This is a genomic window from Streptomyces lushanensis, from assembly GCF_001700515.1.
GTDB classification, from domain to species: Bacteria; Actinomycetota; Actinomycetes; order Streptomycetales; family Streptomycetaceae; genus Streptomyces; species Streptomyces lushanensis.
In genome coordinates, this window is record NZ_MAUD01000142.1 from 1 (window position 1) to 26175 (window position 26175).

Genomic DNA, 26175 nt, shown 5'->3' on the forward strand with positions numbered 1-26175 from the left:
TTGTCAAGCTCACCGGGCGTCCCGTCGGCCGGAGAATTCGCCCGGTGAGCTTGACAACGCGCACGACCGAAGCGGATGGTTTTGTATCCGCCTTGCTTCGCCGGTTCGCCCGATCCGACGGGAGTGGTCGTGAGCGCGCCCTTCACCGACAACAATGAGGAATTACGCAGGACGGTGCGCCGTTTCCTCGCCGACAAATCACCGGAGAACGAGGTACGCCGGCTGATGGAGGGTACCGAGGGATTCGATCCCGTGGTCTGGAAACAGATGGCGGAACAGCTGGGCCTCATGGGGCTGGCCATTCCGGAATGCTACGGCGGTTCCGGTGCCTCCTTCGTCGAGTTGGCCGTCGTTCTGGAGGAGATGGGCGGCGCGCTGCTGTGCGCGCCGTATTTCTCGTCGGTGGCCCTGGCAGCCACTCTGCTGCTCGCGTCCGGTGACGAGACGGCGAAGGGCGACCATCTGCCGGGCATCGCCGCCGGGCGGACCGTCGCGACGGTCGCGCTGGCCGAGCGGTCGGGACGGTGGAGCGAGGACGCGGTCACGCTGGAGGGCACCCGCACCGCGGCCGGCGGCTGGCGGCTGACCGGGGAGAAGCACTACGTGCTGGACGGGCATGTGGCCGATCTGATGCTCGTGGTCGCCAGGACCCCGGCCGGCGTCTCGGTCTTCGCCGTCGACGGGGCGGCCGACGCGGACGGTCTCACGGCCACCCCGGTCCCGACCCTGGACCAGACCCGCAAGCTGGCCACCGTCTCCTTCGACAGGGTGCCGGCCCGTCTGATCGGCGACGAGGGGCGGGGCCGGCCGGCCGTGGCGAAGATGCTCGACCTCGCGGCCATCGCGCTCGCGGCCGAACAGGTCGGCGGTGCGCGGAAGGTGCTCGGTATGGCCGTGGAGTACGCCAAACTGCGGGTGCAGTTCGGCCGGCCCATCGGCAGTTTCCAGGCCATCAAGCACAAATGCGCGGATCTGCTGCTCGAAGTGGAGTCGGCGGGGGCCGCCGCCGGATATGCGGCCTGGGCCGCCGCGGAGGACAACGACGAGGTACCGGCGATGGCGAGTCTGGCCAAGTCGTACTGCTCCGAGGCGTATTTCCACGCCGCCGCGGAAAACATCCAGATCCACGGCGGTATCGGCTACACCTGGGAACACCCGGCCCATCTCTATTTCAAACGGGCCAAGAGCAGCGAACTGCTCTTCGGCGACGCGACCGCCCATCGCGAACTTCTGGCCCAGCGCATCGGTATCTGAGTTCCCGACGCCTTGAGGGAGACAACAGCAGTGGGACGAGCGCCCGGTGACAACCCGCCTTCCCGCACCACCACGGAGCTGTTCCGCGAGGACATCAGGGAATGGATTCGGACCCATGCTCCCGCCGGACTCACCGGGCCGCCGTCACGCGCGGCGGAAGCCGCCGCCGCATGGGAGAGCAGTCTGCTCGGCGCGCGGCTGATCTGCGCGGACTGGCCTTCGCGATACGGCGGTTCGGGGCTGAGCGCCGAGGAATCGCTGGTGTTCGAGGAGGAGTGTGCCCGCGCGGGAGCGCCCCGGATCCGGCGCGGTGCCGGTGAGCGGATCGTCGGTCCGACGATCCTGGCGCACGGCACCGAGGAGCAGAAGTCCCGGCTGCTGCCCGGGATCGTCTCGGGCGAGCACACCTACTGCCTGGCGTACTCGGAGCCCGGGCACGGATCCGACCTGGCGTCCGTCGGTACGCGCGGCACGCCGACGGGGGACGAGATCGTCGTCACCGGCCGCAAGGCATGGGTCGACGGCGCGGAACGGGCCGACAGGGCGCTCGTACTGTGCCGCACCGGTCCCGACACCTCCGGCCACCGCGGCCTGTCCTGTGTGGTCGTACGGCTGGACGGCGGGAACGGTGTCGTCCGGCGCGTGGTGCGGCGGGCGGACGGTACGGCGGACTTCGGTGAGCTGAGCTTCGACCTCTCCCGGGCGCCGCTGCGCGATGTCGTCGGAGGGGTGAACGGCGGCTGGCGGGCGGTCATGACCGGTCTGGCCCACGAGCGGGCCGGCCGGGCGGCGGGCCGCCACCTCGGCTTCGAGGCGGAGTTCTGGGATCTGGTCAGGGAGGCCGACAAGACGGGCCGCACGCGTGATCCCGTGATCCGTGACCGGCTGGCCCGGGCCTACACCGGGATCACCGTGCTGCGGCTGCTGGAGCGGCGCGCGGCGGCACGTACCCCGGCGGGCACCGGGCCGGGCGCCGAGTCCGCCGTGACGCATCTGCTGAGCGCCGAGTACCACCGCCGTTTCGGCGAGCTCGCCCTCGACATCATGGGCGCGCCGGCCCTGGTCCGGCCGGAAGGGGACGGGTACGCGACGGACCGATGGCAGGAGGCGCTTCTCTCGGGGCGTGCGGGGACCATCCGTTCCGGTACGTCCGAGGTCCTCCGGGACGTCGTCGCGGAACGGCTTCTCGGCCTGCCCAAGGAGCCCGGTGCCGCACACCGCCGCCCGTCATAGCTCAGGGACCACGAGCGGTCCGGCGAACGGCCGACCGGGACCGCCACCGGGTCCGCGAGCGGGCCCTGTGACCGGGACCCATGGCCGCCCACGGAAAGACCGCGCCGCCGTGGTACCGCCCCAAATAGGATGCCTTCCATGGTTACGACCCGTCAGACACTCACCGGTCTTCTTGCCCGCCACCGTCCCCGAACCGAGGAGGAGCGCGCCGATGTGGCACAGGTGCTCGCCCTCGCGGAGGGGACCGACGACCCCTGGGCGCGGTCCGAGCCCGTGCACATCACGGCCTCCGCGCTGATCGTGCACCCGGACAGCGGCCGGGTGCTGCTGCGCTGGCACCCGCGCCACGAGTCCTGGCTGCTGGTGGGCGGGCACGCCGACGACGGTGAGAACGACCCGCTCGCCATCGCCCTGCGGGAGGGGCGGGAGGAGACCGGGCTCACCGATCTGTCGCCCTGGCCGGACACCGGGGTACGGCACGTGGCGATCGTCCCGGTTCCCGCGAACACCAGGGAACCCGCCCACCACCACGCCGATCTGCGGTTCGTCCTGGCGACACGGGACCCCGACGCGGCGCGGCCGGAGAGCTCCGACGCGCCGCTGCGCTGGATGGAGCCCGCCGAGGCGCTGGAGGCGGTCGCCGAGGCCAATGTCCGGGACACCCTGTCCCGGGTCACGCAGCTGCTCGTCTGAACACACCGGAGGGCCGGGGATGTACGCGGTACTGTCAGTGACGGACAAGACGGGCATCGTGGAGCTGGGCGCCGGTCTGCGCGGCCTCGGTGCGACGGTGGTGGCGACGCGCGGCACGGCGGACCTGCTCGGGCGCGCCGGGACCGACGCCGTTGTCATCGGCGATCTGACCGGGGTCCCGGAGCTGATGGGCGGCCGGGTGCGCGCCTTCCACCCCTCGGTCTTCGGCGGGCTGCTGTACCGGCGCGGACACGCGGCGGACGAGGCGGACGTCAAGGAGTACGGCATCCCCCGTATCGATGTGCTCGTCTGCAACTTCCGTGATCTGGAGGCGGACGGGGAGCCGGGCGCCTCGATGGGATCCGTCGATGTGGGAGGCCCGGCCATGGTGCGGGCCGCCGCCAAGAACTTCGCCGATGTCCTGCCGGTCGTCGATCCGGCCGACTACGGCGCGGTGCTGGACGCGCTGGCCGCGACCGGGGGCCGGGTCGGCGCCACCGATCCGGCATGGCGTCAGGCACTGGCGGCGAAGGCGTTCGCCCGGACCGCCGCCTACGACCGGTCGATCGAGCGGCTGCTCGGCCAACACGCCGCATCCGCCTGACAGTTGACGGACGCACGGCGGACGGACAACGGCGGACAACGAACGGACGGACGAAGGCTGGATGAGGAAGAAGGGGATGAAAAGAGCGCCAAATATCCTACTATATAAGTATGGATATCCGTGCGCTGCATGAGGAAGCACTGCGATCGACCCACCGGTTCGTGGCTGCCGTCGGCCCGGACCAGTGGGAGGCCCCGACCCCCTGCGAGGCGTGGAACGTACGGCAGCTCGTCAACCACCTGGTGAGCGGCAATCTCTGGGTGGACGAGCTGGGGCGCGGCCGGACCATCGAGGAGGTCGGGACCGACCTCGACGGCGATCTGCTCGGTGACGACCCGGTGGCCGCGCACGAGGCGTCGGTGTCGGCCGCGGCCGGCGCCTTCGCGGCCGACGACGCGATGGAGCGTCTGTGGCCGCTGTCCTACGGCGCCAGGCCCGGCCGGGTGTACGCGCGACAGCGGTTCATCGATGTCCTGATCCACGGCTGGGACATCGGCAAGGCCACCGGCGGGGATCCACGGCTGCCGGCCGGTCTGGTCCAGGAGTGCGCGGACCTCATCACCGCCCGTCCCGGGATCCGCGCCCAGTGGGGTTTCGCCGAGGTCACGGCCGAGCCGGGCGCCGATCCGCAGACGCGGCTGCTCGCGCTCACGGGCCGCCGTTCCTGACCCCGGATCACCGCCGCGGTCCGGCCGCCGGTTCCGTGTAGCCGTCACCCGCGGCCCCGAAGTCCCCGTAACCCCCTCGCTCCGGCCGGCCGTTACGACGGCGGGCTCTGGTTACCCCGCTCACTGTCTCCCTCCGGCGGGTCCACCGCCGGAGGGACCTCCCCGTCCAGCGCGGCCAGTACCTCCTCGGTGTGCTCCCCGAGCAGCGGCGCTCGCCGGTAGACCCCCGACGGCGTCGCGGTGAAGCGGATCGGGCAGTTGGGGACCACCACCGGACGGCCACCGCCCGGCTGGTCGACGGCGACCAGCATGTCGCGGGCCCGTACATGCGGGTCCTCGAAGAGGTCGGCGGCGTCGTTCACCGGTCCCACCGGTACGCGCCCGCCGAGCTGCCGGGCGATCTCCTCGGTCGTCCGCTCCGCCGTCCACCGCGCGACGGCCCGCTGCACGAGCCCGGTGTTGGCCACCCGGCTCCCGTTGGTGGACGTACGCTCGTCACCGGCGAGCTCCGGGCGCCCGATCACCTCGCAGAGCACCTTCCAGTGGTTGTCGGTCGGAGCCGCTATCGCGCACTTGCCGTCCTTCGTCGGATAGATGTCGAACGGGACGAGCTGCGGATGGCTGTTGCCGGTGGGCCGGCTGACGACGCCCGTGTAGGAGTAGCGGTAGACGGCCGTCTCGCACAGCGACACGATCGAGTCCACCATCGCCACGTCGACCATCTGCCCCTCGCCCGTGTTCCGGGCGTGCAGGACGGCGGCGAGGATACCGATAGCGGACAGCGCGGAGGGGTACAGATCGCCGATGGTCGGTCCCGCCCGTACCGCCTCCGCCTCGGAGGGCCCGGTCATACTGATGAGTCCGCCCATCGCCTGCGCGATCACGTCGTAGGCGGGCCAGTCGACGTACGGACTGCGGCCGGTGCGCGGATCCCCGAACCCGCGGATCGACGCGTAGACCAGCCGCGGGTTGCGCTCGTGGAGGGTCTCGTACGACAGGCCCCACCGCTCCATGACACCGGACCGGTAGTTCTCGACCACCACGTCCGAGGTGTCGATCAGCTTCAGCAGCCTCTCCCGGTCGGCGGGGGTGGTGAGATCGAGCACGATCCCCAGCTTGTTGCGGTTGATGCTGCCGAACAGTCCGCCGAAGCCGCGGACGGTGTCGTCCGTCGTGAACGGTCCGCTGAACCGGGGCAGATCGCCGACGGGCGGCTCGACCTTGATCACCTCGGCGCCCAGATCGGCGAGCATCATGGTGCAGAAGGGCCCGGAGACGGCCCGGGTGAGGTCGGTCACGCGAATCCCCCGCAGCGGCCCCGAGACACCGGGCCGCATGGGGGAGGCGTGCTCATGACCATGGAGATGGGCGGAGGCGCCGCGGGGCGACGTCCTGTCGTCACTGGCCAATTCGTTCAGTCCCTTCCAGGGCGCCGACATCGGCGCGGCACAGATAGCGGACCGGCCGTATCGTCAGATCGGCGGTCGCCCACAGCGCGGAGATCGGATGTGAGGGGTGCAGCCGGGGCTCGCCCCAGGCGGCGGCGTCGAACGCGGTCAGCGACGGCCGGCCGCGGCCGGCCTCATGCACCTCGTAGGCGCGCTCGACCTGGAGCAGCCTGATGCCGGCCGGGGTCCGGGCGAGCTGGAGGGCGTCGGTGAACCGCAGATCGGCGGGCGAGAGCGGACGGGGATCGAGGAGATCCAGTGCGAGGGGCCGGAGTTCACCGCAGCGGACCACCGCCGTCGAGCCGTGGTAGCGGCGGCGCAGCTCCACCTCGGCCGGGCGTACCCGGTACGCCCACCGTTCGGCGAGCAGACGCGCGGCCTCGTCGCCCTGTACGAAGCACGACACGTGCAGGCCCCGGCTGCGCGGGCCGCTGCGGCAGATGATCCGGGTCTCCGCCAGGGTGAACGGTCCGACATCGCTCTCCTCTGCCTTGATGACCGTCACCGTGATCGCCGGCGGATTCACCGGATGCAGGGCGGGCGGAAGGACGGCCTGCCGCGCATCACCCCGCACCTCGTACACCGCCTGGAGCACCTCGGCGCCCCGGCACACCAGGGGCTCGGTCGCGGGAGTGGTGACGAACGGGGCGTCGGCGGCCATGATCCGCGGGTCCGCGGTACCGCTGAGCATCAGCGTCCGCCTTCCGCGAAGTGCGGCATGACCTCTGCGGCGAACAGCCGCATGCTGTCGAGGACTTGCTCCTGGGGAACCAGATTCGCCGTGTTCAGAAGGAAGTTGATCGCGTCCACGCCCACCGACTCCCACACCTTGATGGCCTTGACGATCCGCTCCGGATCGCCGATCGCGACACCCTCGGGCACCGGGCGCTGCCGGCTCGGGTCGTCGTCGCGGATCCGCGCGACGCCGCCCGCCGCGAGATTGCCGAGGGACTGGTAGGCCGGAGTCGGATAGACCTCCCTGGCCCACAGCAGATTGCTGTTCAGCATGCCGAACGCGGTGAACATCGCGCCGCCCACGCGCGTCGCGACCGCGTCGTCCTCGTGGCAGAACAGATAGTTCATGGTGGCGACCTGGTCGTTGACCGCCTTGCCGACGGGGTCGCACTGCTGGATCCGCTTGCGGTAGTCGGCCGTGCGCCGCTCCTGCTCCTTGAAGCTCGCCGCGGCCACGCCCAGACAGCCGATCCCGCGGTCGGCCGCGTCCCGCTCGGTGCCCGGAGAGGTCACCGTGACCCACAGCGGCGGATGCGGGTCCTGGGCGGGCTTGGGCAGGACGGGCCGCTCCGGGAAGGAGAAGGTGGTGCCCTCGTAACGCACCCGCTCCTCGGTCCACAGCCGGGGCAGCACGTGTACATACTCGTCCCAGGACATCTTGGTGGTGTCCGGATCGGCGCCGAAACCGCCGAGTTCCGTGATGGTCGACGCGCGCGCGGTGCCCATGTCCAGCCGTCCGCCCGAGAGGATGTCGAGCGCGGCGGCACGCTCCGCCACCCGGATCGGATGGTTGATCTGGGGTACGCAGACCACACCGCCGTGGCCGACGCGGAGGCGGCTGGTCGACATCGCGACGGCGGTCAGGAAGATCTCCGGGGCCGAGCAGTGGGAGTACTCCTGGAGGAAGTGGTGCTCCACCGCCCAGGCCGTGGTGAAACCGAGTTCGTCCGCGAGCCTGCTCTGTTCGAGGGCGTCCCCGTACGCCTGGGCCTCGTCGCTGCGTGACAGTGGCTGCGGTACCGAAAGCTCGAAGAAGATGCCGAATTTCATGTCCCGCTCCCGTCAGACTCTGTCCGTCGTCCGTCCCTCGCACCGTCCGCCGCGGGCGGGGGCGCGCCTTCGGGCCCGCGCACCGGACGGCCGGCGGTCAGGACCAGCCGCGGCCGGACGACGGCGCCGATGTCGCTCAGCGGATCGCCGTCCACCGCCAGAACGTCCGCGCGCCTCCCCGGCGCCAGTACGCCCGTGTCGTCCACCCCGAGCCGCTCCGCCGCCGCGGAGGTCGCGGACACCAGTGCCTCGCGGCAGGTGAGTCCCATGCCGTCCGCGCCGACGAGGGCGGCGAGATCCGCCGGAAAACCGTCGAACGCGCGTTGCGGCACGCCCGCGTCCGATCCCGCGACCATCGGCACCCCGGCCGCGACCATGCGCCGGAAGACCTCGCGGATCTGTGTCCGCCGTTCGCGGAAGCGCGGGGCGACCGGATCCCGCCCTTCGGGCCCGGCGGTCCCCATCCGCAGGAAGGCACCGCTGATCGTGGGCACGAACGCGATACCGCGGGCGGCCATCAGAATCGCGGTCGTGGGGTCGTAGGCGATCCCGTCCGCCGTCTCGAACAGGCAGTGCTCGATGGTGCGCACCCCCGCGTCGACCGCCCGCCGGATGCTGTCCGGATCGTAGGCGTGCGCCGAGACCGGCACGCCGAGCCGCTCGCTCTCCTCGGTACAGGCCCGTACCTCCTCCTCGCTGTACTGGGGCCTGCCGGGATTGGTCCGGGGTGTCAGATTGCCGCCGCTGAGCATCAGCTTGATCCAGTCGGCGCCGTCCCGCACCTGGCGTCTGACGGCGACCCGGATCTCGGCGGGCGAGTCGCACTGATGGCTGAACCAGTGGCAGTGGCCGCCCGTGACCGTGATCGGCTGACCGCTCGTCAGCACCCGCGGCCCCGGGATCCGTCCCTCGGCCACGGCGGCGCGCAACGGGAAGGCCACCTCGTTCGGCGTTCCGAGATCGCGCACCGTCGTGACGCCCGCCTCCGCCGCGAGGCGCAGGTTCTGCACGGCCCGTACGGCCAGTGCCGCCGCCCCGGCGCGTGCCTCCCGCTTGAAATCGCGCACCGGTGTGGCCGAGCCGGACAGCGCCATGTGCACATGGCAGTCGATCAGCCCCGGGAGCACGGTCGCCCCGGGCAGATCCAGGCGCGGCACGGTGTCCCAGCCGCCGCCGAGGTCCGCCCGCCGGCCCAGCGCGCCGATCCGTGCCCCCTCCACCAGCAGGAAGCCGTCCCTGACCGGTTCGGGCGCGAGACCGTCCCAGACCCGGTCGGCGGTGATCAGATACCGGTCGGGCCCCGGCTCGCCGGGGCGGAGCAGGACCGCCGCGGGGTGCCGCGCGGCGCCCCGCGCCGCAACGCCGTCAGTTCGTGGGAAGACCACGCAGCACCGCCTCGACTATCCCGTGTCCGACCCCGCCGCGCAGGGTCAGGATCGACTCCGGGTGGAACTGGACGGCGGCGACCGGCAGACTCCGGTGCTCCACCGCCATGACCACTCCCTCGTCCGTGATGGCGGTGACCTCCAGACATTCGGGCACCTGCGCCGCGAAGATCGAGTGGTACCGCCCGGCGGCGAACCGTTTCGGCAGCCCGGCGAGCAGCCTGCCGCCCGTGACATTGATCCAGGAGGTCTTGCCGTGCACCGGCTGGGGCAGCAGGGAGAGCGTGCCGCCGAAGTACTCGACGACCGCCTGGAGTCCCAGGCACACCCCGAAGACCGGGATCCCCAGCCCCAGCGCCGCGCCGAGCGTTCCCGACATGCCGAAGTCGGCGGGCCGGCCCGGTCCAGGTGACAGGACCAGCAGATCCGGCCGCTCGTCCGCCAGCACGTGTCCGCCGAACGGCGCGCGCAGCGTACGGACGTCCGCGCCGGCCTGACGGAAGTAGTCGGCCAGGGTGTGCACGAAGGAGTCCTGGTGGTCCGCGAGCACCAGCCGCCGGGGCAGCGGCCGGGGTCCGGCGGCGCGTCCCGGGGGAGCCGCGCCGGTGTCCGCGCGCCCGGCGAGGCCGGGTTCGTCCCGCCGCAGCACACTCAGCAGGGCGGACGCCTTCAGCTCCGTCTCCCGCTCCTCCTGCTCGGGAACGGAGTCGAAGAGGAGGGTGGCACCCACCCTGACCTCGGCGCGCCCGGACTTCACCCACGCCATGCGGATGGCCAGCCCGGTGTTGACGTCGCCGTTGAACGCGACATGGCCCACCGCTCCGCCGTACCAGCGCCGTACCGACGGCTCGTGGTCCTCTATGTACTGTGTCGCCCACGCCTTGGGGGCGCCGGTGACCGTGACGGCCCAGGTGTGGGCGAGCAGGGCGTCCAGCCCGTCGTACTCCTTGCGCAGTACGCCCGTGACATGGTCCGCGGTGTGGATGAGCCGTGAGTACAGCTCGATCTGACGCCGGCCGATCACCTGGACGCTCCCCGGTTCGCAGATCCGCGCCTTGTCGTTGCGGTCGACGTCCGTGCACATGGTCAGCTCGGACTCGTCCTTCGCGGAGTTGAGCAGGGTGAGGATCTGGTCGGCGTCACCGACCGCGTCGTCACCGCGCGGAACCGTCCCGCTGAGCGGGCAGGTCTCCAGCCGGCGCCCGGTGACCCGTACATACATCTCGGGCGACGCCCCCACCAGGTGCTCGCCGTCCCCGAGGCTGACCAGGAACCCGTAGGGCGACGGATTCGCCTCACGCAGCCGCCGGAACAGTTCCGCGGGCCGCTGGTCGGTGCCCTGGGAGAACGTCTGGCTCAGCACCACCTCGAACAGGTCGCCGCGCTGGAACGCGTGGCGCGCCTCGCGGACGAGATCCGCGTACCGGCCCGGCGGCAGACCGCGGCCCGCGCCGGGCGCACCGGGTGTCCACGGGGTGACCGGTCCCTCGCGCCGCAGACCGCGTGTGCTGCCCCCGTCACAGCGGAACTCGTACCTGCGGCGCTCGGCGACACCTCTGCGCGGGTCCACGACGACCAGCTCGTCCGGCAGGTACAGCACCAGATCGCGCTGGTCGGCGGGGCGCTCCAGGCGGAGCCGGGCGGGCTCGAACTGGAAGGCCAGGTCGTAGCCGAACGCGCCGTGCAGCCCGAGGTACTCGTCCTCGGAGGAGTGCAGGACCGCACAGACGACGCGCAGCACCGAAAAGGCGGACGGCCGGCGGCTGCGGCCCTCCTCGGTCAGGCACTCCGCCGCCGTCCTGACGACGGCCGTCAGTTCCGTGCCGTCCTCGCGCACCTCGGCCATATCGTCCGCCTGCCGCAGCGCGGGGCCGAGGACGGACAGCAGAAGCCGGCCACGGTCGTTGAGGGCCGTCAGCGAGACCTCCCGGCCGCGCGCGGTGAGACACAGCGGCGGATCGACGAAACCGATCCGCCACGGGGTGTACCGGCCGGGGTATTCGGTGTCGGAGGCCAGCACCATCCCGCGCCGCTCGTCGAGCGCGGCGGCGATCTCGTCCAGCGCCGCCGGGTCGACCGCGTGGCGCTCCCGTTCCACCGTCAGACCGCCCGCGGTCATGAACTCATCCGTGGACATCGTCGCCCTCCGGACAGCGGCCGTCGAGGGGATCCCGCACGGCACCGCCGGGCGCCGGGGCCGGTGTCCGGGACAGGAGCGAGGTCGTGGACAGATGGATCGTGTCCTCGCGCTGCGGTCCGACGCTCACCGCGACGATCTCGGCGTCCAGCAGGGACGACAGCAGGTCGACATAGCGGCGGGCCGTGTCCGGCAGCCCGGCGGGGCCGCGGCGCGCCACCGTGCCCCAGTCCTGGTCCGGCCAGCCGGCCGTGCGGCGCAGTACGGGGGTGACCGCGGCGGCGTCCGCCCGCTTCGCCGGATAGAGGTCCAGTTCCTTGTCCCCCGACCGGTATCCGGTGATCAGCCCGACCTCGTCGAGACCGGCCAGCACATCGATGTTGGTCAGGCACAGCTCCCTGATGCCGTCGGTCTCGATGGCGCGCCTGACCATGGGGACGTCGAACCATCCCACCCGCCGCCGGCGGCCGGTGACCGTACCCCACTCACGGCCCCTGGTGACGAGATGGTCGGCCGTGGCGCCGCCGAGTTCGCCGACCAGCGGGCCGCCGCCGACCTGCACCATGTACGACTTGATCACGCCCAGCACACCGAACTCCTGGGCCGGCGAGGTGCCGGTGCCCACCGTCACCCCGCCCGCGGCGCTGTATCCGCTGGTGACATACGGATAGGTGCCGTGCTCCAGGTCCAGGCCGAAGCTCTGCGCGCCCTCGTAGACCAGCCGGCGTCCCTCGGCGCGGGCCCGGCGCAGCCAGCGCGACACGTCGCACAGATACGGTTCCAGCTCCCGCCCCGCCGCGTTGTACTCCTTGACCAGGTGCGCGACCTCGTCGGCGACCGGCCGGCGGTCCGCGGGCCGCCCGAACACATGCTGGAGCAGCGCCCGTTTGAGCGGCACCAGACGCGACAGACGCGTGTGCAGCAGGTGTTCGTCGAGCAGGTCGATCATCCGCAGGCCGATCCGCGCCGACTTGTCCTCCCGGCAGGGCCCGACCCCGCGATGGGTCGTGCCCAGGCGGCCGGTGCCGTGCACGAAGCCGTTCGCCGCGGAGGTGGCGACCTCGCTGCCGCGCCACTCCTCCTCCGCCGCGTCCTGTTCGACGTGGTACGGGAAGATCACGTGCGCCGACTCGCTGATACGCAGCGAGGGGTCGAAACCGGCGGCGCGCAGTTCTCCGAGTTCCGTCAGCAGGGCGAGCGGATCGATCACGCATCCGTTGCCGAGGACCCCGGTGATGCCGCGCAGCACTCCGGCGGGCACCTGGATGAAGCGGTGGTCCCGGCCGTCCGCCACCACCGTGTGTCCGGTGTTGGGTCCGGCCTGGTAACGGACGACGGCGTCCGCGCCCTCGCAGGCGATGTCGGTGAACTTGCCCTTGCCCTCGTCTCCGGCCTGACAGCCGACGATGATCAGGTCCATGACACACCGGTCCGTAACGCCGGGCTCCCGGCTCCGTCCTGCCGCCGTCCGGTCGGGACGACGTCGGCCAGCCGGTCGAGCACCTGGTCCAGATCCCGCGCTCCCCACACCTTCCGGCCGGTCCACGCCTCGCACAGTGAGCGGTACATCTCGGCCACCAGTTCCACCACTTCGCGCGGCAGCGGATCCGGCGCGGGCCAGGTGGACCGGGGCCGGCCCTCCCGTACCCATTCCTCGACCCGTGCCTGGAGACCGGTGGCCGTGTAGTGGTCGCGCAGCACCTGTTTGCCCACATGCGCGCCGTTCAGCAGCAGACGGGCCTCGTCCGGAGTGCCCGCGTGGTCCACCAGGATCAGCCGGCCCCGGTCGTCACGCCCGAACTCCACCTTCCCGTCGGCGTGCAGCAGACCGAGGCCGCTCGCGTGGACGGTGACGATGTCGTCGATCTCCCTGGCGCGTTCCTCCAGTTCGCTCTGCTGCCCCTCGTCCAGTCCGCCGATCGCGGCGGCCTCGGCCCGGCCGATGAAGCGGTCGATCTCCTCCAGCTTGGTGGTGTACTCGACGACCGGGCGCGCCAGTACGGTCCCCGCGCGCGGCGGCTCGGTCAGACCGATGTCGGCGGGGGTCAGCCGGCCCAGCCGCAGACGGCGCAGTACGGAGGAGCCCTCGGGGATGGTGTTGCGGAAGATGACCTGGAGCGGGACGAGATGGTTGACGTCGTCCGGCCCCAGCGCCCGCTTCCGCGGATCCAGCACCCGCAGGAGGGTGAACTCCATGCGGTCGGGCGGCTCGAAGCCGCGGAAGTGGGTGCGGACACCGGCGTCCGCCAGCAGGCCGAAGTTGAACGCGGCGATCCGGCAGCACGCCTGGCCCTTGTCGGGAATCCGATCGGGCATCTTCCCGAAATGGAAGACGGAGTAGTCGTCGGTGAACGTGAAGCGGCCGACGCCGCTGCGGGTGTCGGCCGGTTCCTCCCGGGCGACCAGATCCTTTGTCGAGAACCTCTTCGGCAACGTTCTCTCCTCTGCTGACGGACGGCTCGGATCAGGCTCGGGTCGGGCTGGGACCGGGCTCTTGGACCGGCTCTCGGACCGGACCGGGATCGGGCTCGGATCTGGCGGGGACCGGGCTCGGGCCGGCTCGGATCAGTCCACGAGGGTCTGGTCCTCAAGGGCCGGGATCCAGTCGACGGAGGCCGGGACATTGCGGGCACCGCTGAACCAGAACTCGCGCACCACGCCCTCCCCGCGCAGCTCCGTGAGCCGCCGCACGGCGTCCTGCGGACGGCGGGTGAACGCGTAGCACATCGGGCCCTCGGAACTCATCGCGATGGCGTCGATCTCCGGTCCGCGCCTGGCCTCTTCCAGGAGGAACTTCACCTGCGCGGACTGCATGTCGATCTGCTTCCGCTTGAAGTAGCTCTCGTAGGTCAGGAAGTTCACGGCCCGGCAGAAGGCCGTGTAGTCGGACTCCAGCACCGCCGTCGCCAGATTCATCAGCACGGCGTGCGCGGTCCGCCGGGCCTCCTCGGCCGGGATCGGGAGGGTCCTGGCGAAGAACTGGCGTTCCACCTCGCCGTGCATCTGGTTGCCGTTGGGGATGATCACCAGGACCGGCCACGACGGGAACGGCGCCGAGATCAGCACCGGGGGCCGCTTGCCGCCGCCCGCGTACCTGGTGGGGACCAGATAGCGCTTGGGGTCCTCGCCGAAGTCGTCGGGGTTGAGATGCCCGCCGTCGACCAGGAAGCCGCCGCGCTCGATCAGATTGGGGCTGGCGCCCGAGGTACCGGCTCGTCCCGCCGCTCTGGCGATGTCCGCCACCGCGACGGACCGGTCGGCGAACTGCGCGTACGCACGGCCGATCGCGACGGCGGTGGTGGTGCCGGAGCCGAACCCGGTGTGGGGCGGCAGGCCCTTGCGGATGACGACACGGGCGGGCGGCCCCTGCCACGCCTCCTGAAGGCGTTCCAGGAGCCCCGTGACGGCGGCGACATGGGCCGACCCGTTCTCGTCCGCCTCGACCTTGTTCACGTCGGACGGCAGGACCACGGCCTCCAGGCCCGGTGAGCGCAGCGCCATGGACGCCATGCCGTTGCGGCGGCCGGACTCACCGTTGAGGTCGATCAGGGTGTAACTGACGCGGCATCCCGTGCGTATGCGGACGCCCCATTCCTTTGAAATGGACTCAGCCATGTGCTCTCCCTCGTCCGCTCCGGTCGGTCGGCTAGCGGGCGGCGTCAAGACCGGAGGTCTCGACCACCAGGTCCTCATAACGGGAGCCCGGTTCGATCAGCCCCCACTGCCGCATCCAGGAATACGCCTTCTCGAACTCCAGACGGGTATAGGGCTCCGGCCGGACATAACGCAGACGCGGCAGATGGAAATCGTCCGGCGTGATCACGCCGTCGAACTCCGCCGGCAGTGAATCGATCAGATAGTGCAAATACGACCGCTTGTCGGCGTTGATGGCGGTGACGGCCCGGCTGATGGCCCTGTTGCAGGCCGCGTACACCTCGGGGTCGAAATCAGGCGCGGCGAGTTCCAGGCCGGCGTAGTGCGTCTCGATGACCTTCTGGAACCCCTGCTTCTCCGCCAGGGTGATCCATGGCTCGGCCAGCGCCACCACCGCCGCCTCGCCCGCCAGCACGGCGCGGTAGCCGTCGATGGTGTGGTAGCCGACGGCCTTGATCTCGTCCTGCTCCAGGAACCCCTCCAGCATCTGGATGGCGCTGTAGTGGTTGCCGTTGTGGAAGCTCACCGCGACCGGCGCGTTGGCCAGCGTCTGCGGATGGGTGTACTCCGAGCCGGGCGCCGCCAGCAGCGCCATGACGGCGACCGACGACCGCTTGCCGATGATCTTCGCTCCCCGGCGACTGTCGTGCGCCCGCCGGATCTGGCCCCACTCGCAGGCGCGGTACAGATCGACCTGCCCCTCCTCGAAGGGCACGTGGTTGCGGACGGAGTCGACGAGTTCATGATCGGCGACCGGCTCCGTCAGTACCTGCTCGGCCCGGTTCCGTACGAACTCGACCGCGATTCCCTCTTCGGCGAAGTAGCCGAGTTCGTCGGCGGCGAGCCAGGGTAGGGCGAAAACTGCGGAGGGGCCGATTCCTTCGGTGCGAACGGTAATCGTCATGTCGCGCTCCCCTTTTCTGAGAAGTTCATGTTCGCCTGGTCAGGAATATCAGAGCATTACGCCGTGAGCAAGACCACGTGCTTCATCGGGCAGGAAAGAATTTCCCGTGCAAAAAGGCATGGCGAAAAGAGACGCAAAGAAAAGGGGATGAAGAAAAACAGTCATGGTGAATCGTGTCCGCAGCCGTTCGGCCGGACATCAATTCATGCGATCACATTGCCGCGAGAATGGGTCAAGTGCCTCCCACGGGCTGTCCTACCGGGGCACGTGCCTGCCGTACGTTCAGTACCGCGCGCGCCTTCGCGCTGCCGAGCGCCAGGCACTCGGGATCCGGCAGGCCCGACAGCAGGCCGGTCAGAAAGCCGGCGGCGAACGCGTCGCCGGCGCCCAGCGCGCTGGCCACCGGCGCGCCGCTCCCGGCGACGGTGTGCCGCCCGGCGGGGCCGTGGACCAGCGCGCCGCGGCTGCCCAGCGTGACGACGGCGAGCACCCCCGACCGCGCCAGCCCGGCCGCCGCCTCCTCCGCGTCCGCCGCACCGGTGAAGGCCGTCACCTCCGCCTCATTGCCGATGACCGTGCCCACGCCGTCCGCCAGCAGCCTCTCGAAACGCCGCCGCCGCGCGGCGACCAGCGCGCTGTCCGAGAGGGACAGGACGGGGGAGGCGCCCAGCGCGGTGGCCCGGCGCACGGCCGCACTGCCCACCTCCAGCCCGTCCTCGGTCGCCAGCAGGTACCCCTCCACCAGCAGACCGTCACAGCGCAGCCCGCCGGCGAAGGCCGCCTCCATCCCGTCGTGCAGCATCCGCAGCCGCCACGGCTCGCCCTGCCAGAGCAGGAAGGCCCGGTCGCCGTCCGGCAGCAGGAGCACCAGGCACCGTCCTGTCGCGCCCGTGGGGGCCGGCTCCAGCGGTACGGCGACACCGCGGGCCGAGAGATCGTCCCTCACCGCCCGGCCGCGCCCGTCGTCCACCGAGGCGGTCAGGAGCGTCGCCCGCCCTCCGTCGGCCGCGAACGCGGCGCAGGTGTTCGCGGCGCTGCCGCCCGCCGAGAGGACGGCCGTTTCGCCGGCTCCCGTCAGTTCGGACACCGTCGCGTCGAGCTCCGCGAGACCGACGAACGCCGCCGACCCCGGGCCCACCCCCAGTCGCTCGCACACCCGCGGACTCACCGCGACCACTATGTCGGCGAGTGTGTCGCCGACCGCCACGAGGTGGGGGCGCGGCATCAGAAGTGCTCCACGAGATCCGCGAAACGGTCCAGCGACAGCAGCCGCTCGTGCTCCACCGGGACCGGCCGCTGCTCCAGCACCCAGGTGTCGGGATGAGGCACATGCACGGCGCGCAGCCCGGCGGTCAGAGCGGGGATGATGTCGGACTTCGGCGAGTTGCCGATCATCCAGGTCCGCTCGGCGTCCGCCTTCGCCTCTTCCACCACGGTGGTGTACGTCTCGGTGGTCTTCTCGGACACGATGACGACGTCCTCGAACAGCCCTCGCAGACCGGACGCCTCCACCTTCGCCGACTGCTCGTCGAAGTCGCCCTTGGTCAGCAGGATCAGCCGGTGCCTGGGCCGCAGATACGTCAGGGTCTCCTGGACGCCGGGGATGATGACCGGGGCCTGCCGCAGGATACGGTCGCCGAGCGCGGTGAGGACCCGGCCGTGTTCCTCGGACGCCTCTCTCCCGTGCACACGCCGGTAGCAGTCGTGCAGGCTGCGGACGAAGCTCACGGCCCCGTAGCCGTACAGCTCACAGTTGGCGGTCTCGATCTCGTCGAGAACACTCCGTAACTCCGTCCGCGTGAACGAGTCGTGGATGATCAGGTCGAGGAATTCCTCGATCGCCCGCTCGAAGTAGATGTTGTTCTCCCACAGTGTGTCGTCGCCGTCGACGAGCAGACACTGACTCTTCATCAGAGGGACCTCCAACCCAGCCGGTTCAGTGCTCCTAGACTGCCTCACCTACACGAGCTTGGGGATCACCTCTTCGGTGAGCAGCATGAAGGAACTGTGGCTCAGCGGGGCGCACAACAGGTAGTGCAGGCCGATGTCCGCCCGCAGCGACCGGATCTGCTCCGCCACCCGGTCCGGACCGCCGTGGATGATGACGTCGTCGACATACCGCTCGACCCGCGAGCGCCGGTCGCGCTCCGCCTGGTCCGGCGCCGCCGGGCGGATGCCCTTGGAGTACCTGCGCCGGGACGGGTCGCTCATCGAGGCGACGGTCCACTCGGCGCCCCGCACGGCGATCCGGCGGGCCTCCTCGTCGGTGGGCGCCACGGCGATCAGCCGCGCCATCGGGATGACCCGGTCCCCGGCCGGATGACCGGCGGCCGTCAGCCCCTTCAGATAGGCCGCGTACTTGGTGCCGATGTCGGTGTGCGAGGAGTGGGGGTCCATGAGGATCGAGTACCCGGCCGACGCCGCCCAGGCGATGGCGTCGGGCGAGGAGGCGGCCAGCCAGACGGGCGGATGCGGCTGCTGGAGCGGCTTCGGCAGCACCTCGATGCCTTCGAACGTGTGGAAGTCACCGTGATAGGTGAGGCGTTCGTCCCGCCACGCCCGCAGCACGATGTCCACGTTCTCCCGGAACAGCGCGTAGCTGCGGTCCAGATCGAGCCCGAAGACCTTGAACTCACCCGGGTCGTTGCCGCGCCCCGCGCCCCAGTTGACCCGTCCGCCGGACACCACGTCCAGCAGCGCGATCTCCTCGGCGAGGCGCAGCGGGTGGTACATCGCGGCCAGCGACACGGCGGTACCGATGCGCAGCCGCTCGGTTCTGGCGGCCACCAGCGCTCCCATCATGCTCACCGAGGGCGACACCGAGTACGTCGTGAAGTGGTGTTCGGCCAGCCACACCGCCTCGTAGACCCCGGACCGCTCCATGACGTCGATCCGGTCCAGCGCGCGGCTGTAGACGGTCGGCAGCGGCACCTTGCGGCCGGAGTTGGAGAAGAACTGGAGCACACCGAACTGGAGCCGTCGCCCGCCCGTCGCCATCCCGGTCACCCGAGCTTCGCCGTGCGCCGGTACGCCACGGCGGGATCGGTGAGGACGTTGACGAGGTACGGCACCCCGGAGGCGAAGGCGCGGCGCAGCGCCGGGGCGATGTCCCGCGGCCTGGTGACGGTTTCCCCGGCGCCGCCCAGCGCCTCGACCAGCAGGTCGTACCGGCAGTCGGGCCGTAGGTCCGCGGCGACGTCCGAACCGTAGAGTTTTCGCATGGGATGCTTCTCCAGTCCCCAGATCCCGTTGTTCCCGACAACCATCACGACCGGCAGCTTGTGGCGCACCAGCGTGTCGACGTCACTCGCCGAGAAGCCGAACGCCCCGTCGCCCAGCAGCAGCACCACCTGGCGGTCCGGGTGCTGGAGCCGGGCCGCCGCCGCGTAGCCCGGTCCGTTGCCGAGGCATCCGAACGGACCGGGGTCGAGCCAGCAGCCCGGACGGTGGGAGTCCAGGAGCCGCCCGGCGTACGACACGAAGTCACCGCCGTCGCAGACGACGACGGCGTCGTGGTCGAGCTGCGCGCGCAGTTCGCCGATGACCCGGGCCGGATGGACCGGCGCGTGCTCCGCGGTCAGCTCCGCCTCCTCGGCGTGGCGCGCGGCCCGTTCCCGGTCCCGCAGACGGCCGATCCACTCGTCGTGATCGGGCCGGCCGCCCGGTCGCAGCGCCATCGCGTCGAGGATCGCCGCGAGGTCGCCGGCGGGTGCCGCGGCCGTGGGGACATGCGTCGCCCGCCGGCCCGGATCGTCGACGACATGGACGATCCGCGCGCCCGGAAACCGTCCGAACGACAGCCGGAAGTCGAGCGGAGTACCGACGACCACGACCGCGTCCGCCTCCTTCAGCGCGTCCCTGGTCCTGGAGAAGGCGAGTTCATGGCCCGGGGGCAGACAGCCGCGTCCCTGGCCGTTCATGAACGTGGGCACGCGCAGCGCCTCGGCGCACCGGCGCAGGGATTCCCACGCGCCGCCCCACCAGACATCGCCGCCCGCGACCAGCACCGGCCGCCGGGCGGTGGCGACGATCTCGGCGGCCTTGGCGGCCTCCTCCGGATCGCCGGCGCCCGCCGGCACCGGTGTGGGGGCCGCGAGCTCAACGCTCGCCCGCCGGTGCATCACATCGATGGGGATGTCGAGGAAGACGGGGCCGCGGTGAGGCGTGGCCGCCGTCGCCGCGGCCTCCTGGACGGCCGCGGCGATCGCCTCGGTACGGGTCACCGTGCCCGCCCGCTTGGTCACCGGCGCGACCAGCGGGACATGGTCGAACTCCTGGAGCGAACCGGATCCCCAGCGCCGCTGGGACGCCCGTCCCGCGAGCAGCACGAGCGGTGAGCCGTTGGCCTGGGCCGTGGCCAGCGCGCTGACGCCGTTGGTGACGCCCGGCCCGGCGGTCAGCAGCGCGACGCCCGGCCGCCGGGTCAGCTTGGCGAGGGCTTCCGCGGCGAAGACGGCCGTCTGCTCGTGGCGGACGTCGACGATCCGCATCCCGTCCTGCGCGGCGGCGTGCAGGACGGAGAAGATATGGCCGCCGGAGAGCGTGAACAGCGTGTCCACACCGACGGACCGCAGCGCCGCGACCGCCAGCCGCCCGCCCTCGCCCTCGACCACCGCGGGCGTACTCACAGCCGTCCCCGCGCGCCGGGGCGCGCCGGTGACGTCCCGTCCGTTCCGTCCCGCCCGGCCCCACCGGCGCCTGAGGCGGCGCGGATCCCGCCGTCGTGGCGAGGGTGCCGAGAGCTGTTCCCGTCCATGCCCGCTCCGTCCGTTGGCCTCTCCTGTGATCGGACCGCACGCGCCGCGGACTACTCGCGCTGTGTCCCCACCCGTAGCTGGTTGAAGGGCACGTCGCGGTCGGTCTCCGGCTCACGCGGCAGCCCGAGGACGCGCTCGCCGATCAGATTGCGCTGGATCTCGTCGGTACCGCCGGCGATCGACAGGGCCTGGACGGACAGGGCCATCTGCTGGAACGCCCCGCCGCCGGTGGTCTCCTCGCCGGTCAGGAGGGACTCGGCGCCCAGCAGCGACAGACCGATGTCACGTGCCTGACGGCCCACGTCGGAGCCGGCGAGCTTGCCGAGGGAGACCTCGGGGCCCGGTTTGCGTCCCTGTCCCCGGGCGGACCGCAGCGCCATGTTGCGCAGCCGGTTGGTCTCGTACGTCCCGTGCACGGCCGCGAGCCGCTGGCGGACCACCGGGTCGTCGGAGCGGCCGACCTGCCGGGCCAGGGCGATCAGCGCGGCAGGAGTGCGGACACCGCGGACGACCGGCCGTTCGCGTTCCGCGGCCCGGCTCTCCTCGGTCAGCTCCCGGATGCTCCGGTCGAGCATGCCGTTGCGCCGGCCCGGTGAGGCGATGCGCGCGGGGCGCAGCACTCCGCCGCCGCCCACTTCCTCGCGTTCGTACGACACACTCGCCAGGGCCATCGGCCAGCCCTGGGCGAGGCCCCCGACGAGCTGGTCGGGCGGTACGGCCACATCGGTGAGGAACACCTCGTTGAACGAGGCGCGTCCGTTCATCTGCCGGATCGGCCGTACCTCCACGCCCGGCTGGTCCAGGTCGACGACGAAGTAGCTGATGCCCCGGCGTTTGGGTACGGCCGAGTCGGTCCTGGCCAATGCCAGGCCGCGGTCCGCGCCCTCGGCCTCCCGGGACCACAGCTTCTGGCCGTTCAGCAGCCATCTGCGCCCGTCCCAGTCGGCGCGCAGCTGAAGGCTCGCCAGATCGGATCCGGCGCCCGGTTCGCTGAAGAGCTGGCACCAGGACTCCGCGCCCGCGGCCAGCGCGGGCAGCCAGCGGCGGCGCTGTTCGTCGGTGCCGTACTCGATGAGAATCGGGCCGCCCACCATCTGGCCGACACCGCCCGGCGGTCCGACCGCACCGGCCCGGGTGATCTCCTCCGTGATCCGCCGTGCTTCCTTCCGGCGCAGACCACGACCGCCCATTCCGGCAGGCCATGTGGGAAATGCGAATCCGGCGGCGGCCAGCAATTCCCACCAGGCGCCGACCGTCAGATCATCATGCCAGTTCAGTCTGAGCCATTCCCTGGCTTCGTCCTGTAAATTAGCTGTTAACTCGGAATCCGAATCCTGCGCCACCCGTCACTCACCTCCGGAGCGTTCGGTGATTATTTCGCAGACCGTCCGACCGTGCAGAGCACGGGGAATTGGCCGGGCACCGTAGGAGCGCTGCCGGTGCTCAATGATCGAGCACCTCCGACGCGGGTATGCCGACCGAAGTCAGCATACCGACGCGCGAGACGACAGCAATACCAGGCATCGATTGAATATTCATCTGGCTTATATCGTTCGGCCGGTGCCCGGCCGGCGGGAGGAAAACGGGTGGGTTCAGGCGGCCGGCCGCTGCCGTACCGACGCGCGTAGCAGCACGGTGCCCGCGAGACAGACGACGAGCACCGTGGGGGCCACGGCCCACCAGCCGCCCGCCGCGAGCAGCACCATGCTGACCAGTGGCGGCCCGGCCAGCGAGCCGGCGCTGCCGATCTGGGCGAGCAGACCGTTGGTGACGCCGATGTCGGACGGCCTGGACACCACCACCGGGATCATCGCGAACGCCGCGGCCACGACGAGTTCGTTGGCCAGTGCGACCAGCAGCGCGCCCGCCGCGCTGAGCCCGATCCCGCCGGACTGCTGGAACGCGACCGCCGCGCCCAGGGGCATCAGGAGGGCCGCGGTGAAGACATGCCGGGCCGCCACGCCCCGGCGCAGCAGCCAGCCGCTGAGGAAGCCGCCCACCGTGCCGATCAGCGACACCAGGCCGATCATGCTTCCCGACGCCGCCACGGAGGCGCCCAGCGTCTCGTGCAGATAGGTCGGCAGCAGGGAGACGACGGCGACGATCGTGCCGCTCGCGGTGGCGAAGCCCAGCGCCAGCAGGACCGGTCTGCGCAGGGCGCGCGCCCGCTCGCCCGGGGACTCGGCCGCGGGCGGCGCGACCGCCTCGACGGAGCCGGACCCGGGCGTGCTGAGCGCGAACACGGCGGCGGCCCCCACGGCGAGCAGGACGCCCGACTGCGCGGCGAGCCAGCCCCGCCACCCGAACGAGGTGGACAGCAGCCCGCCCGCGAACAGTCCCAGGGCCAGACCGACCGGGAAGTAGGTGCCCCAGATAGCGAGTGCCGTGATCCGCCGGGCCCCGCCGCCCATCGCGATGATCACCGCGGGCGCGGCCACGACGACGGCGACATAGCCGACGCCTTCGACCAGCCGCGTGGTGATCATCGGCCCGAAACCGTCCACGCGTGACTCCACGAACCCGGCGGCGGCCATGACGCCGCAGCCCGCCAGCAGCGTCCACCGCAGGGCGAGCCGTCCGACGAGATAGCTCACCGGGATGCCGAACAGCGCCGCGACCGCCGTGATCGAGGAGGTGACCAGGGACATCTGGTCGAGGGAGAGGCCCAGGGCCGCGCGCACGTCGACCGAGATCGGCGCCATCTTGCCGAGGCTGGTGGCCGCCAGAACTCCGCAGAGGTATACGAGGGCGAATGTCGACCAGTAGGTCCAGGACCAGCGCGGAACATTCGATTCCGACGCGTCTCCCGGCGGCTCTTCCGGCACGTCACCGGAGTGCTCCGGCGCCTTTGCGGCGGTTTTCGCGCCGGGTCTTGCCGGCCGTTCGCTCAATCGCTTCTTCCCTAAGTACACAGGTCCGGCATCGTAGCCAAGACGCGGGGGCCCCGGCAAGGAGAGGCGGCACGGCATCGAACTCCCGGTCCAGCCCATTATTAGCTGACTTTCGGACGTCCCCTATCGACCGGGCGCGTAATCAGGGGTAGCCGTCGCGTGCCCCGGGTGGCACGCTGGATGCTTCACGCCCCGGCCAATGCACCAGCGCAATACGGGTAGGCACATATTCTGTCGGAGTGCCCGGCGGCAGTCGCCCGCCGAACCCGAACCCGCCCGACGTCGGCATGGGAAGGGCTTACATGTCCAGTGGCCAGACAGATCTTCGACTCAAATACGGTCTGAATCCCCAGCAGGCCGAGGCCGTGGCGGCGAACCCCGCCGGCGGTCCGCTGCCCTTCACGGTCCTCAGCGGCACCCCCTCCACACTGAACCTGCTGGACGCGCTCCAGGGCTGGCAGCTCGTCCGGGCGGCCGGCACCGCTCTCGGGCTGCCCGCCGCGGCGTCGATCAAGCATGTCTCCCCGGCCGGCGCCGCCGTCGCCGGTGAGACCGACCCGGTGACGCGGGCGACCTTCGGACTGGAGGGCGAACCGTCCGCGGTGGCGGGCGCCTACGCGCGCGCCCGGGACTGCGATCCCCGCTCGTCCTACGGTGACATGGTCGCGGTGTCCGACACGGTCGACATGGCCACCGCCCGGCTGCTGGCCCGGGTCGTCTCGGACGGCATCATCGCGCCGGACTTCGAGCCCGGAGTGGTCTCCGTACTGGCGCGCAAGAAGCGCGGAGCGTTCCTGGTCCTGCGGATGGACCCCGGGCACAAGCCGCCCGGCACGGAGGTCAGGGACGTCTTCGGAGTACGGATCACCCAGGACGCGGATCCGCTCGTACTGGACGAGCAGGTGCTCGGTGAGTCCGGCGCGATGTCCGAGGCGCAGCGGCGCGACGCCGTGCTCGGTCTGATCGCGGCCCGGTACGCGCAGTCCAACTCGGTGACCTGTGTCGCCGGAGGCGCGACGATCGGCATCGGTACGGGCCAGCAGTCGCGGGTGGACTGCGTCCGGCTGGCCGGGGAGAAGGCCGACCGGTGGCGGCTGCGGCGGCACCCGCGCGTGGCGGCCACCCGCTTCCCGGACGGTATGACGCTCCAGGAGCGGGTCAACTGGGTGATGCGGCTGGTCGAAGGCGATCTGAGCCCGCGGGAGTCGGCCGCGCTCGCGCGCTTCCCCGAGCCGGTGCGGGTGCTCGGCGCGGAGGAGAAGCGCGACTGGCTGCCGGGGAGGACACCGTGCACCCTCGCCTCCGACGCCTATCTGCCGTTCCGCGACAACGTCGACGTCGCGGCCCGGCACGGGGTGCGCGGCATCGTCGAGGGCGGAGGGTCGCGCCGGAGCGAGGACGTCGAAGCGGCCTGCGAGGAGCACGGCATCGCGCTGGTCCGCACCGGCCTGCGGCTGTTCCACCACTGACCGGGGGAGCGGAATGCCGAACAGACCACCGGCCCGCCATGAACCAACCGCCGGCCATGAACCACCCGCAGGCTTCGACGACTTACGGATCGAGGACCTGGTCGGGCGGCGCAGCCTGAAGTGGGGGCGGCACGGCCCCGGGGTGCTGGGCGCCTGGATCGCGGAGATGGACTTCGCGCTGGCGCCCGTGATCCGCCGGGCGCTGCACGACGCGGTCGAGCGCGGCGAGACCGGATATCCGCTCCGCGACATCCGTACGGGACTGCCCTCCGCCTGTGCCGACTGGCTCCGGCGGTCCTTCGGCTGGTCGGTCCCGGCCGAGTGGATCTTCATACTGCCCGATGTGGTCACCGGGATCGGACTCGGCATCAGCGCCTACAGCAGGCCCGGCAGCGCCGTGGTGGTGCCCACTCCCGCCTATCCGCCGTTCTTCGAGATCGCCGCCGCGGAGGGGCGCGAGGTGGTCGAGGTGGCGATGGCGTCCGACGGCGGCCGGTCCGTACTGGACATCGAGGCGATCGACAGGGCACTCGCGGACGGCGGGGGGACCGTACTGCTGTGCAATCCGCACAACCCCGCGGGACGGGTGTTCACCCGCGACGAACTGCTGGCCCTGAGCCGCTGTGTCGAAGCCCGGGGCGCCCGCGTCATCGCCGACGAGATCCACGCGCCGCTCGTCTACCCCGGCCACGAGCATGTGCCCTACGCCTCCCTCTCACCCGAGGCCGCCGCGCACACCCTCACGCTGACCTCCGCCTCCAAGGGCTGGAACACCGCGGGCCTCAAGTGCGCCCAGGCCGTTCTGACCAGCGAGCGGGACGTGGTGCGGTGGCGCACACTGCCGTTCCACTCCCGGCACGGGGCGAGCACCCTCGGTATCGCCGCCGGTCTCGCCGCCTACACCGAAGGTGACTCCTGGCGGCAGGACGCCCTCCGCTATCTCGACGCCAACCGCCGGTTCCTGACCCGGGTGCTGGCCGACGAACTGCCCATGATCGGGTATCAGCAGCCCGAAGCCACCTATCTGGCCTGGCTCGACTGCCGGAGCCTCGGACTCGACGACCCGTCGGGGCACATGCTGCGGCACGGCGGGGTCGCCCTGAGCGACGGGGCGGTGTTCGGGGCGGCCGGGCGCGGCTTCGTCCGGATCAACTTCGCGACCTCGCGGGCCCTCCTCGAACGCGTCGTCACCGCGGTCGTCGCGTCCACCCGTGCCCTGCCACGGCGGGGCGCGTGAACGTCCAGCGCGTCGCGCCGGGGCGCGCCGCCCCCGCACGCCGCCTCCGTACGCCC

22 protein-coding genes are annotated in these 26175 nt (G+C 71.4%); 7 read left to right on the top strand and 15 right to left on the bottom strand.

The window, feature by feature from the left end:
• Window positions 1-129: 129 nt before the first annotated feature.
• From BFF77_RS13240 to BFF77_RS13260, 5 genes are all read left to right on the top strand, one after another.
• Window positions 130-1254, top strand: a complete 1125-nt coding sequence (locus tag BFF77_RS13240) for an acyl-CoA dehydrogenase family protein (RefSeq protein ID WP_066948232.1) — start codon at window positions 130-132, stop codon at window positions 1252-1254.
• Between the two features lie 30 nt (window positions 1255-1284).
• On the top strand, window positions 1285-2487 hold the full coding sequence (locus BFF77_RS13245; RefSeq protein WP_211280219.1) for an acyl-CoA dehydrogenase family protein: 1203 nt from the start codon (window positions 1285-1287) through the stop codon (window positions 2485-2487).
• A 138-nt stretch (window positions 2488-2625) separates the two neighbouring features.
• Window positions 2626-3180, top strand: coding sequence for an NUDIX hydrolase (locus BFF77_RS13250; RefSeq protein WP_066948235.1), 555 nt, complete (start codon window positions 2626-2628; stop codon window positions 3178-3180).
• Window positions 3181-3217: 37 nt separating this feature from the next.
• Window positions 3218-3784: a hypothetical protein gene (locus tag BFF77_RS13255; RefSeq protein WP_169922661.1), complete on the top strand. Its 567-nt coding sequence runs from the start codon at window positions 3218-3220 to the stop codon at window positions 3782-3784.
• Window positions 3785-3894: 110 nt separating this feature from the next.
• On the top strand, window positions 3895-4452 hold the full coding sequence (locus BFF77_RS13260) for a TIGR03086 family metal-binding protein (protein ID WP_066948241.1): 558 nt from the start codon (window positions 3895-3897) through the stop codon (window positions 4450-4452).
• A 92-nt stretch (window positions 4453-4544) separates the two neighbouring features.
• Here the strand turns inward: BFF77_RS13260 and BFF77_RS13265 are convergent, their stop codons facing one another.
• The 15 genes from BFF77_RS13265 to BFF77_RS13335 form a co-directional block, all read right to left on the bottom strand.
• Complete coding sequence (locus tag BFF77_RS13265) at window positions 4545-5891, bottom strand: CaiB/BaiF CoA transferase family protein (protein ID WP_342671232.1); 1347 nt, start codon at window positions 5889-5891, stop codon at window positions 4545-4547.
• On the bottom strand, window positions 5851-6591 hold the full coding sequence (locus tag BFF77_RS13270) for an acetoacetate decarboxylase family protein (protein ID WP_066948248.1): 741 nt from the start codon (window positions 6589-6591) through the stop codon (window positions 5851-5853). The genes BFF77_RS13265 and BFF77_RS13270 overlap by 41 nt, the downstream gene beginning before the upstream one ends.
• Window positions 6591-7685, bottom strand: a complete 1095-nt coding sequence (locus BFF77_RS13275; protein WP_066948251.1) for an LLM class flavin-dependent oxidoreductase — start codon at window positions 7683-7685, stop codon at window positions 6591-6593. Before BFF77_RS13275 ends, BFF77_RS13270 begins: the two co-directional genes overlap by 1 nt.
• A complete protein-coding gene (locus BFF77_RS13280) occupies window positions 7682-9070 on the bottom strand; it encodes a metal-dependent hydrolase family protein (protein ID WP_066948254.1) in 1389 nt (462 codons plus the stop codon). Before BFF77_RS13280 ends, BFF77_RS13275 begins: the two co-directional genes overlap by 4 nt.
• Window positions 9051-11207, bottom strand: a complete 2157-nt coding sequence (locus BFF77_RS13285) for an anthranilate synthase component I (RefSeq protein WP_066948257.1) — start codon at window positions 11205-11207, stop codon at window positions 9051-9053. The genes BFF77_RS13280 and BFF77_RS13285 overlap by 20 nt, the downstream gene beginning before the upstream one ends.
• Window positions 11194-12627, bottom strand: coding sequence for an adenylosuccinate synthase (locus tag BFF77_RS13290; RefSeq protein WP_066948260.1), 1434 nt, complete (start codon window positions 12625-12627; stop codon window positions 11194-11196). Before BFF77_RS13290 ends, BFF77_RS13285 begins: the two co-directional genes overlap by 14 nt.
• Entirely contained in the window at window positions 12618-13640 is a 1023-nt protein-coding gene (locus tag BFF77_RS13295) for a phosphoribosylaminoimidazolesuccinocarboxamide synthase (RefSeq protein ID WP_066948263.1), read from the bottom strand. The genes BFF77_RS13290 and BFF77_RS13295 overlap by 10 nt, the downstream gene beginning before the upstream one ends.
• A 132-nt stretch (window positions 13641-13772) precedes the next feature.
• Complete coding sequence (locus tag BFF77_RS13300) at window positions 13773-14822, bottom strand: beta-ribofuranosylaminobenzene 5'-phosphate synthase family protein (RefSeq protein ID WP_066948266.1); 1050 nt, start codon at window positions 14820-14822, stop codon at window positions 13773-13775.
• Window positions 14823-14853: 31 nt separating this feature from the next.
• The gene (locus BFF77_RS13305; RefSeq protein ID WP_066948268.1) at window positions 14854-15765 is read right to left on the bottom strand and encodes an ABC transporter substrate-binding protein; all 912 of its coding nucleotides are present in this window, start codon (window positions 15763-15765) and stop codon (window positions 14854-14856) included.
• Between the two features lie 232 nt (window positions 15766-15997).
• Window positions 15998-16990, bottom strand: coding sequence for a PfkB family carbohydrate kinase (locus BFF77_RS13310; RefSeq protein ID WP_066948271.1), 993 nt, complete (start codon window positions 16988-16990; stop codon window positions 15998-16000).
• On the bottom strand, window positions 16990-17676 hold the full coding sequence (locus BFF77_RS13315; protein ID WP_066948303.1) for an HAD family hydrolase: 687 nt from the start codon (window positions 17674-17676) through the stop codon (window positions 16990-16992). The genes BFF77_RS13310 and BFF77_RS13315 overlap by 1 nt, the downstream gene beginning before the upstream one ends.
• A gap of 48 nt (window positions 17677-17724) precedes the next feature.
• Entirely contained in the window at window positions 17725-18762 is a 1038-nt protein-coding gene (locus BFF77_RS13320; protein ID WP_141698430.1) for an LLM class flavin-dependent oxidoreductase, read from the bottom strand.
• Window positions 18763-18767: 5 nt separating this feature from the next.
• On the bottom strand, window positions 18768-20393 hold the full coding sequence (locus tag BFF77_RS13325) for an acetolactate synthase (protein WP_211280221.1): 1626 nt from the start codon (window positions 20391-20393) through the stop codon (window positions 18768-18770).
• A 179-nt stretch (window positions 20394-20572) separates the two neighbouring features.
• Window positions 20573-21865 (bottom strand): acyl-CoA dehydrogenase family protein, encoded by a 1293-nt coding sequence (locus tag BFF77_RS13330; RefSeq protein WP_066948277.1) that lies wholly within the window; start codon window positions 21863-21865, stop codon window positions 20573-20575.
• Window positions 21866-22114: 249 nt separating this feature from the next.
• Window positions 22115-23512 carry an MFS transporter gene (locus BFF77_RS13335; RefSeq protein ID WP_079125120.1) on the bottom strand — a complete coding sequence of 466 codons (1398 nt, stop codon included), beginning with the start codon at window positions 23510-23512 and terminating at the stop codon, window positions 22115-22117.
• A gap of 203 nt (window positions 23513-23715) precedes the next feature.
• On the opposite strand from BFF77_RS13335, the gene BFF77_RS13340 reads away from it, so the two are divergent.
• Together BFF77_RS13340 and BFF77_RS13345 are read left to right on the top strand one after the other, a co-directional pair.
• Window positions 23716-24882 (top strand): phosphoribosylaminoimidazolecarboxamide formyltransferase, encoded by a 1167-nt coding sequence (locus tag BFF77_RS13340; protein ID WP_066948282.1) that lies wholly within the window; start codon window positions 23716-23718, stop codon window positions 24880-24882.
• Between the two features lie 13 nt (window positions 24883-24895).
• The gene (locus tag BFF77_RS13345) at window positions 24896-26119 is read left to right on the top strand and encodes a MalY/PatB family protein (RefSeq protein WP_066948285.1); all 1224 of its coding nucleotides are present in this window, start codon (window positions 24896-24898) and stop codon (window positions 26117-26119) included.
• Window positions 26120-26175: the final 56 nt, after the last annotated feature.

Excerpts from the sequence above, each read along its gene's own strand:
- BFF77_RS13285 (WP_066948257.1), bottom strand. The coding sequence starts at position 11,207 with ATGTCCACGGATGAGTTCATGACCGCGGGCGGTCTGACGGTGGAACGG.
- BFF77_RS13315 (WP_066948303.1), bottom strand. The coding sequence starts at position 17,676 with ATGAAGAGTCAGTGTCTGCTCGTCGACGGCGACGACACACTGTGGGAG.
- BFF77_RS13290 (WP_066948260.1), bottom strand. The coding sequence starts at position 12,627 with ATGGACCTGATCATCGTCGGCTGTCAGGCCGGAGACGAGGGCAAGGGC.
- BFF77_RS13270 (WP_066948248.1), bottom strand. The coding sequence starts at position 6,591 with ATGCTCAGCGGTACCGCGGACCCGCGGATCATGGCCGCCGACGCCCCG.
- BFF77_RS13250 (WP_066948235.1), top strand. The coding sequence starts at position 2,626 with ATGGTTACGACCCGTCAGACACTCACCGGTCTTCTTGCCCGCCACCGT.
- BFF77_RS13265 (WP_342671232.1), bottom strand. The coding sequence starts at position 5,891 with ATGTCGGCGCCCTGGAAGGGACTGAACGAATTGGCCAGTGACGACAGG.
- BFF77_RS13305 (WP_066948268.1), bottom strand. The coding sequence starts at position 15,765 with ATGACGATTACCGTTCGCACCGAAGGAATCGGCCCCTCCGCAGTTTTC.
- BFF77_RS13300 (WP_066948266.1), bottom strand. The coding sequence starts at position 14,822 with ATGGCTGAGTCCATTTCAAAGGAATGGGGCGTCCGCATACGCACGGGA.
- BFF77_RS13260 (WP_066948241.1), top strand. The coding sequence starts at position 3,895 with ATGGATATCCGTGCGCTGCATGAGGAAGCACTGCGATCGACCCACCGG.
- BFF77_RS13320 (WP_141698430.1), bottom strand. The coding sequence starts at position 18,762 with ATGGCGACGGGCGGGCGACGGCTCCAGTTCGGTGTGCTCCAGTTCTTC.
- BFF77_RS13345 (WP_066948285.1), top strand. The coding sequence starts at position 24,896 with ATGCCGAACAGACCACCGGCCCGCCATGAACCAACCGCCGGCCATGAA.
- BFF77_RS13310 (WP_066948271.1), bottom strand. The coding sequence starts at position 16,990 with ATGCCGCGCCCCCACCTCGTGGCGGTCGGCGACACACTCGCCGACATA.
- BFF77_RS13275 (WP_066948251.1), bottom strand. The coding sequence starts at position 7,685 with ATGAAATTCGGCATCTTCTTCGAGCTTTCGGTACCGCAGCCACTGTCA.
- BFF77_RS13340 (WP_066948282.1), top strand. The coding sequence starts at position 23,716 with ATGTCCAGTGGCCAGACAGATCTTCGACTCAAATACGGTCTGAATCCC.
- BFF77_RS13335 (WP_079125120.1), bottom strand. The coding sequence starts at position 23,512 with ATGGGCTGGACCGGGAGTTCGATGCCGTGCCGCCTCTCCTTGCCGGGG.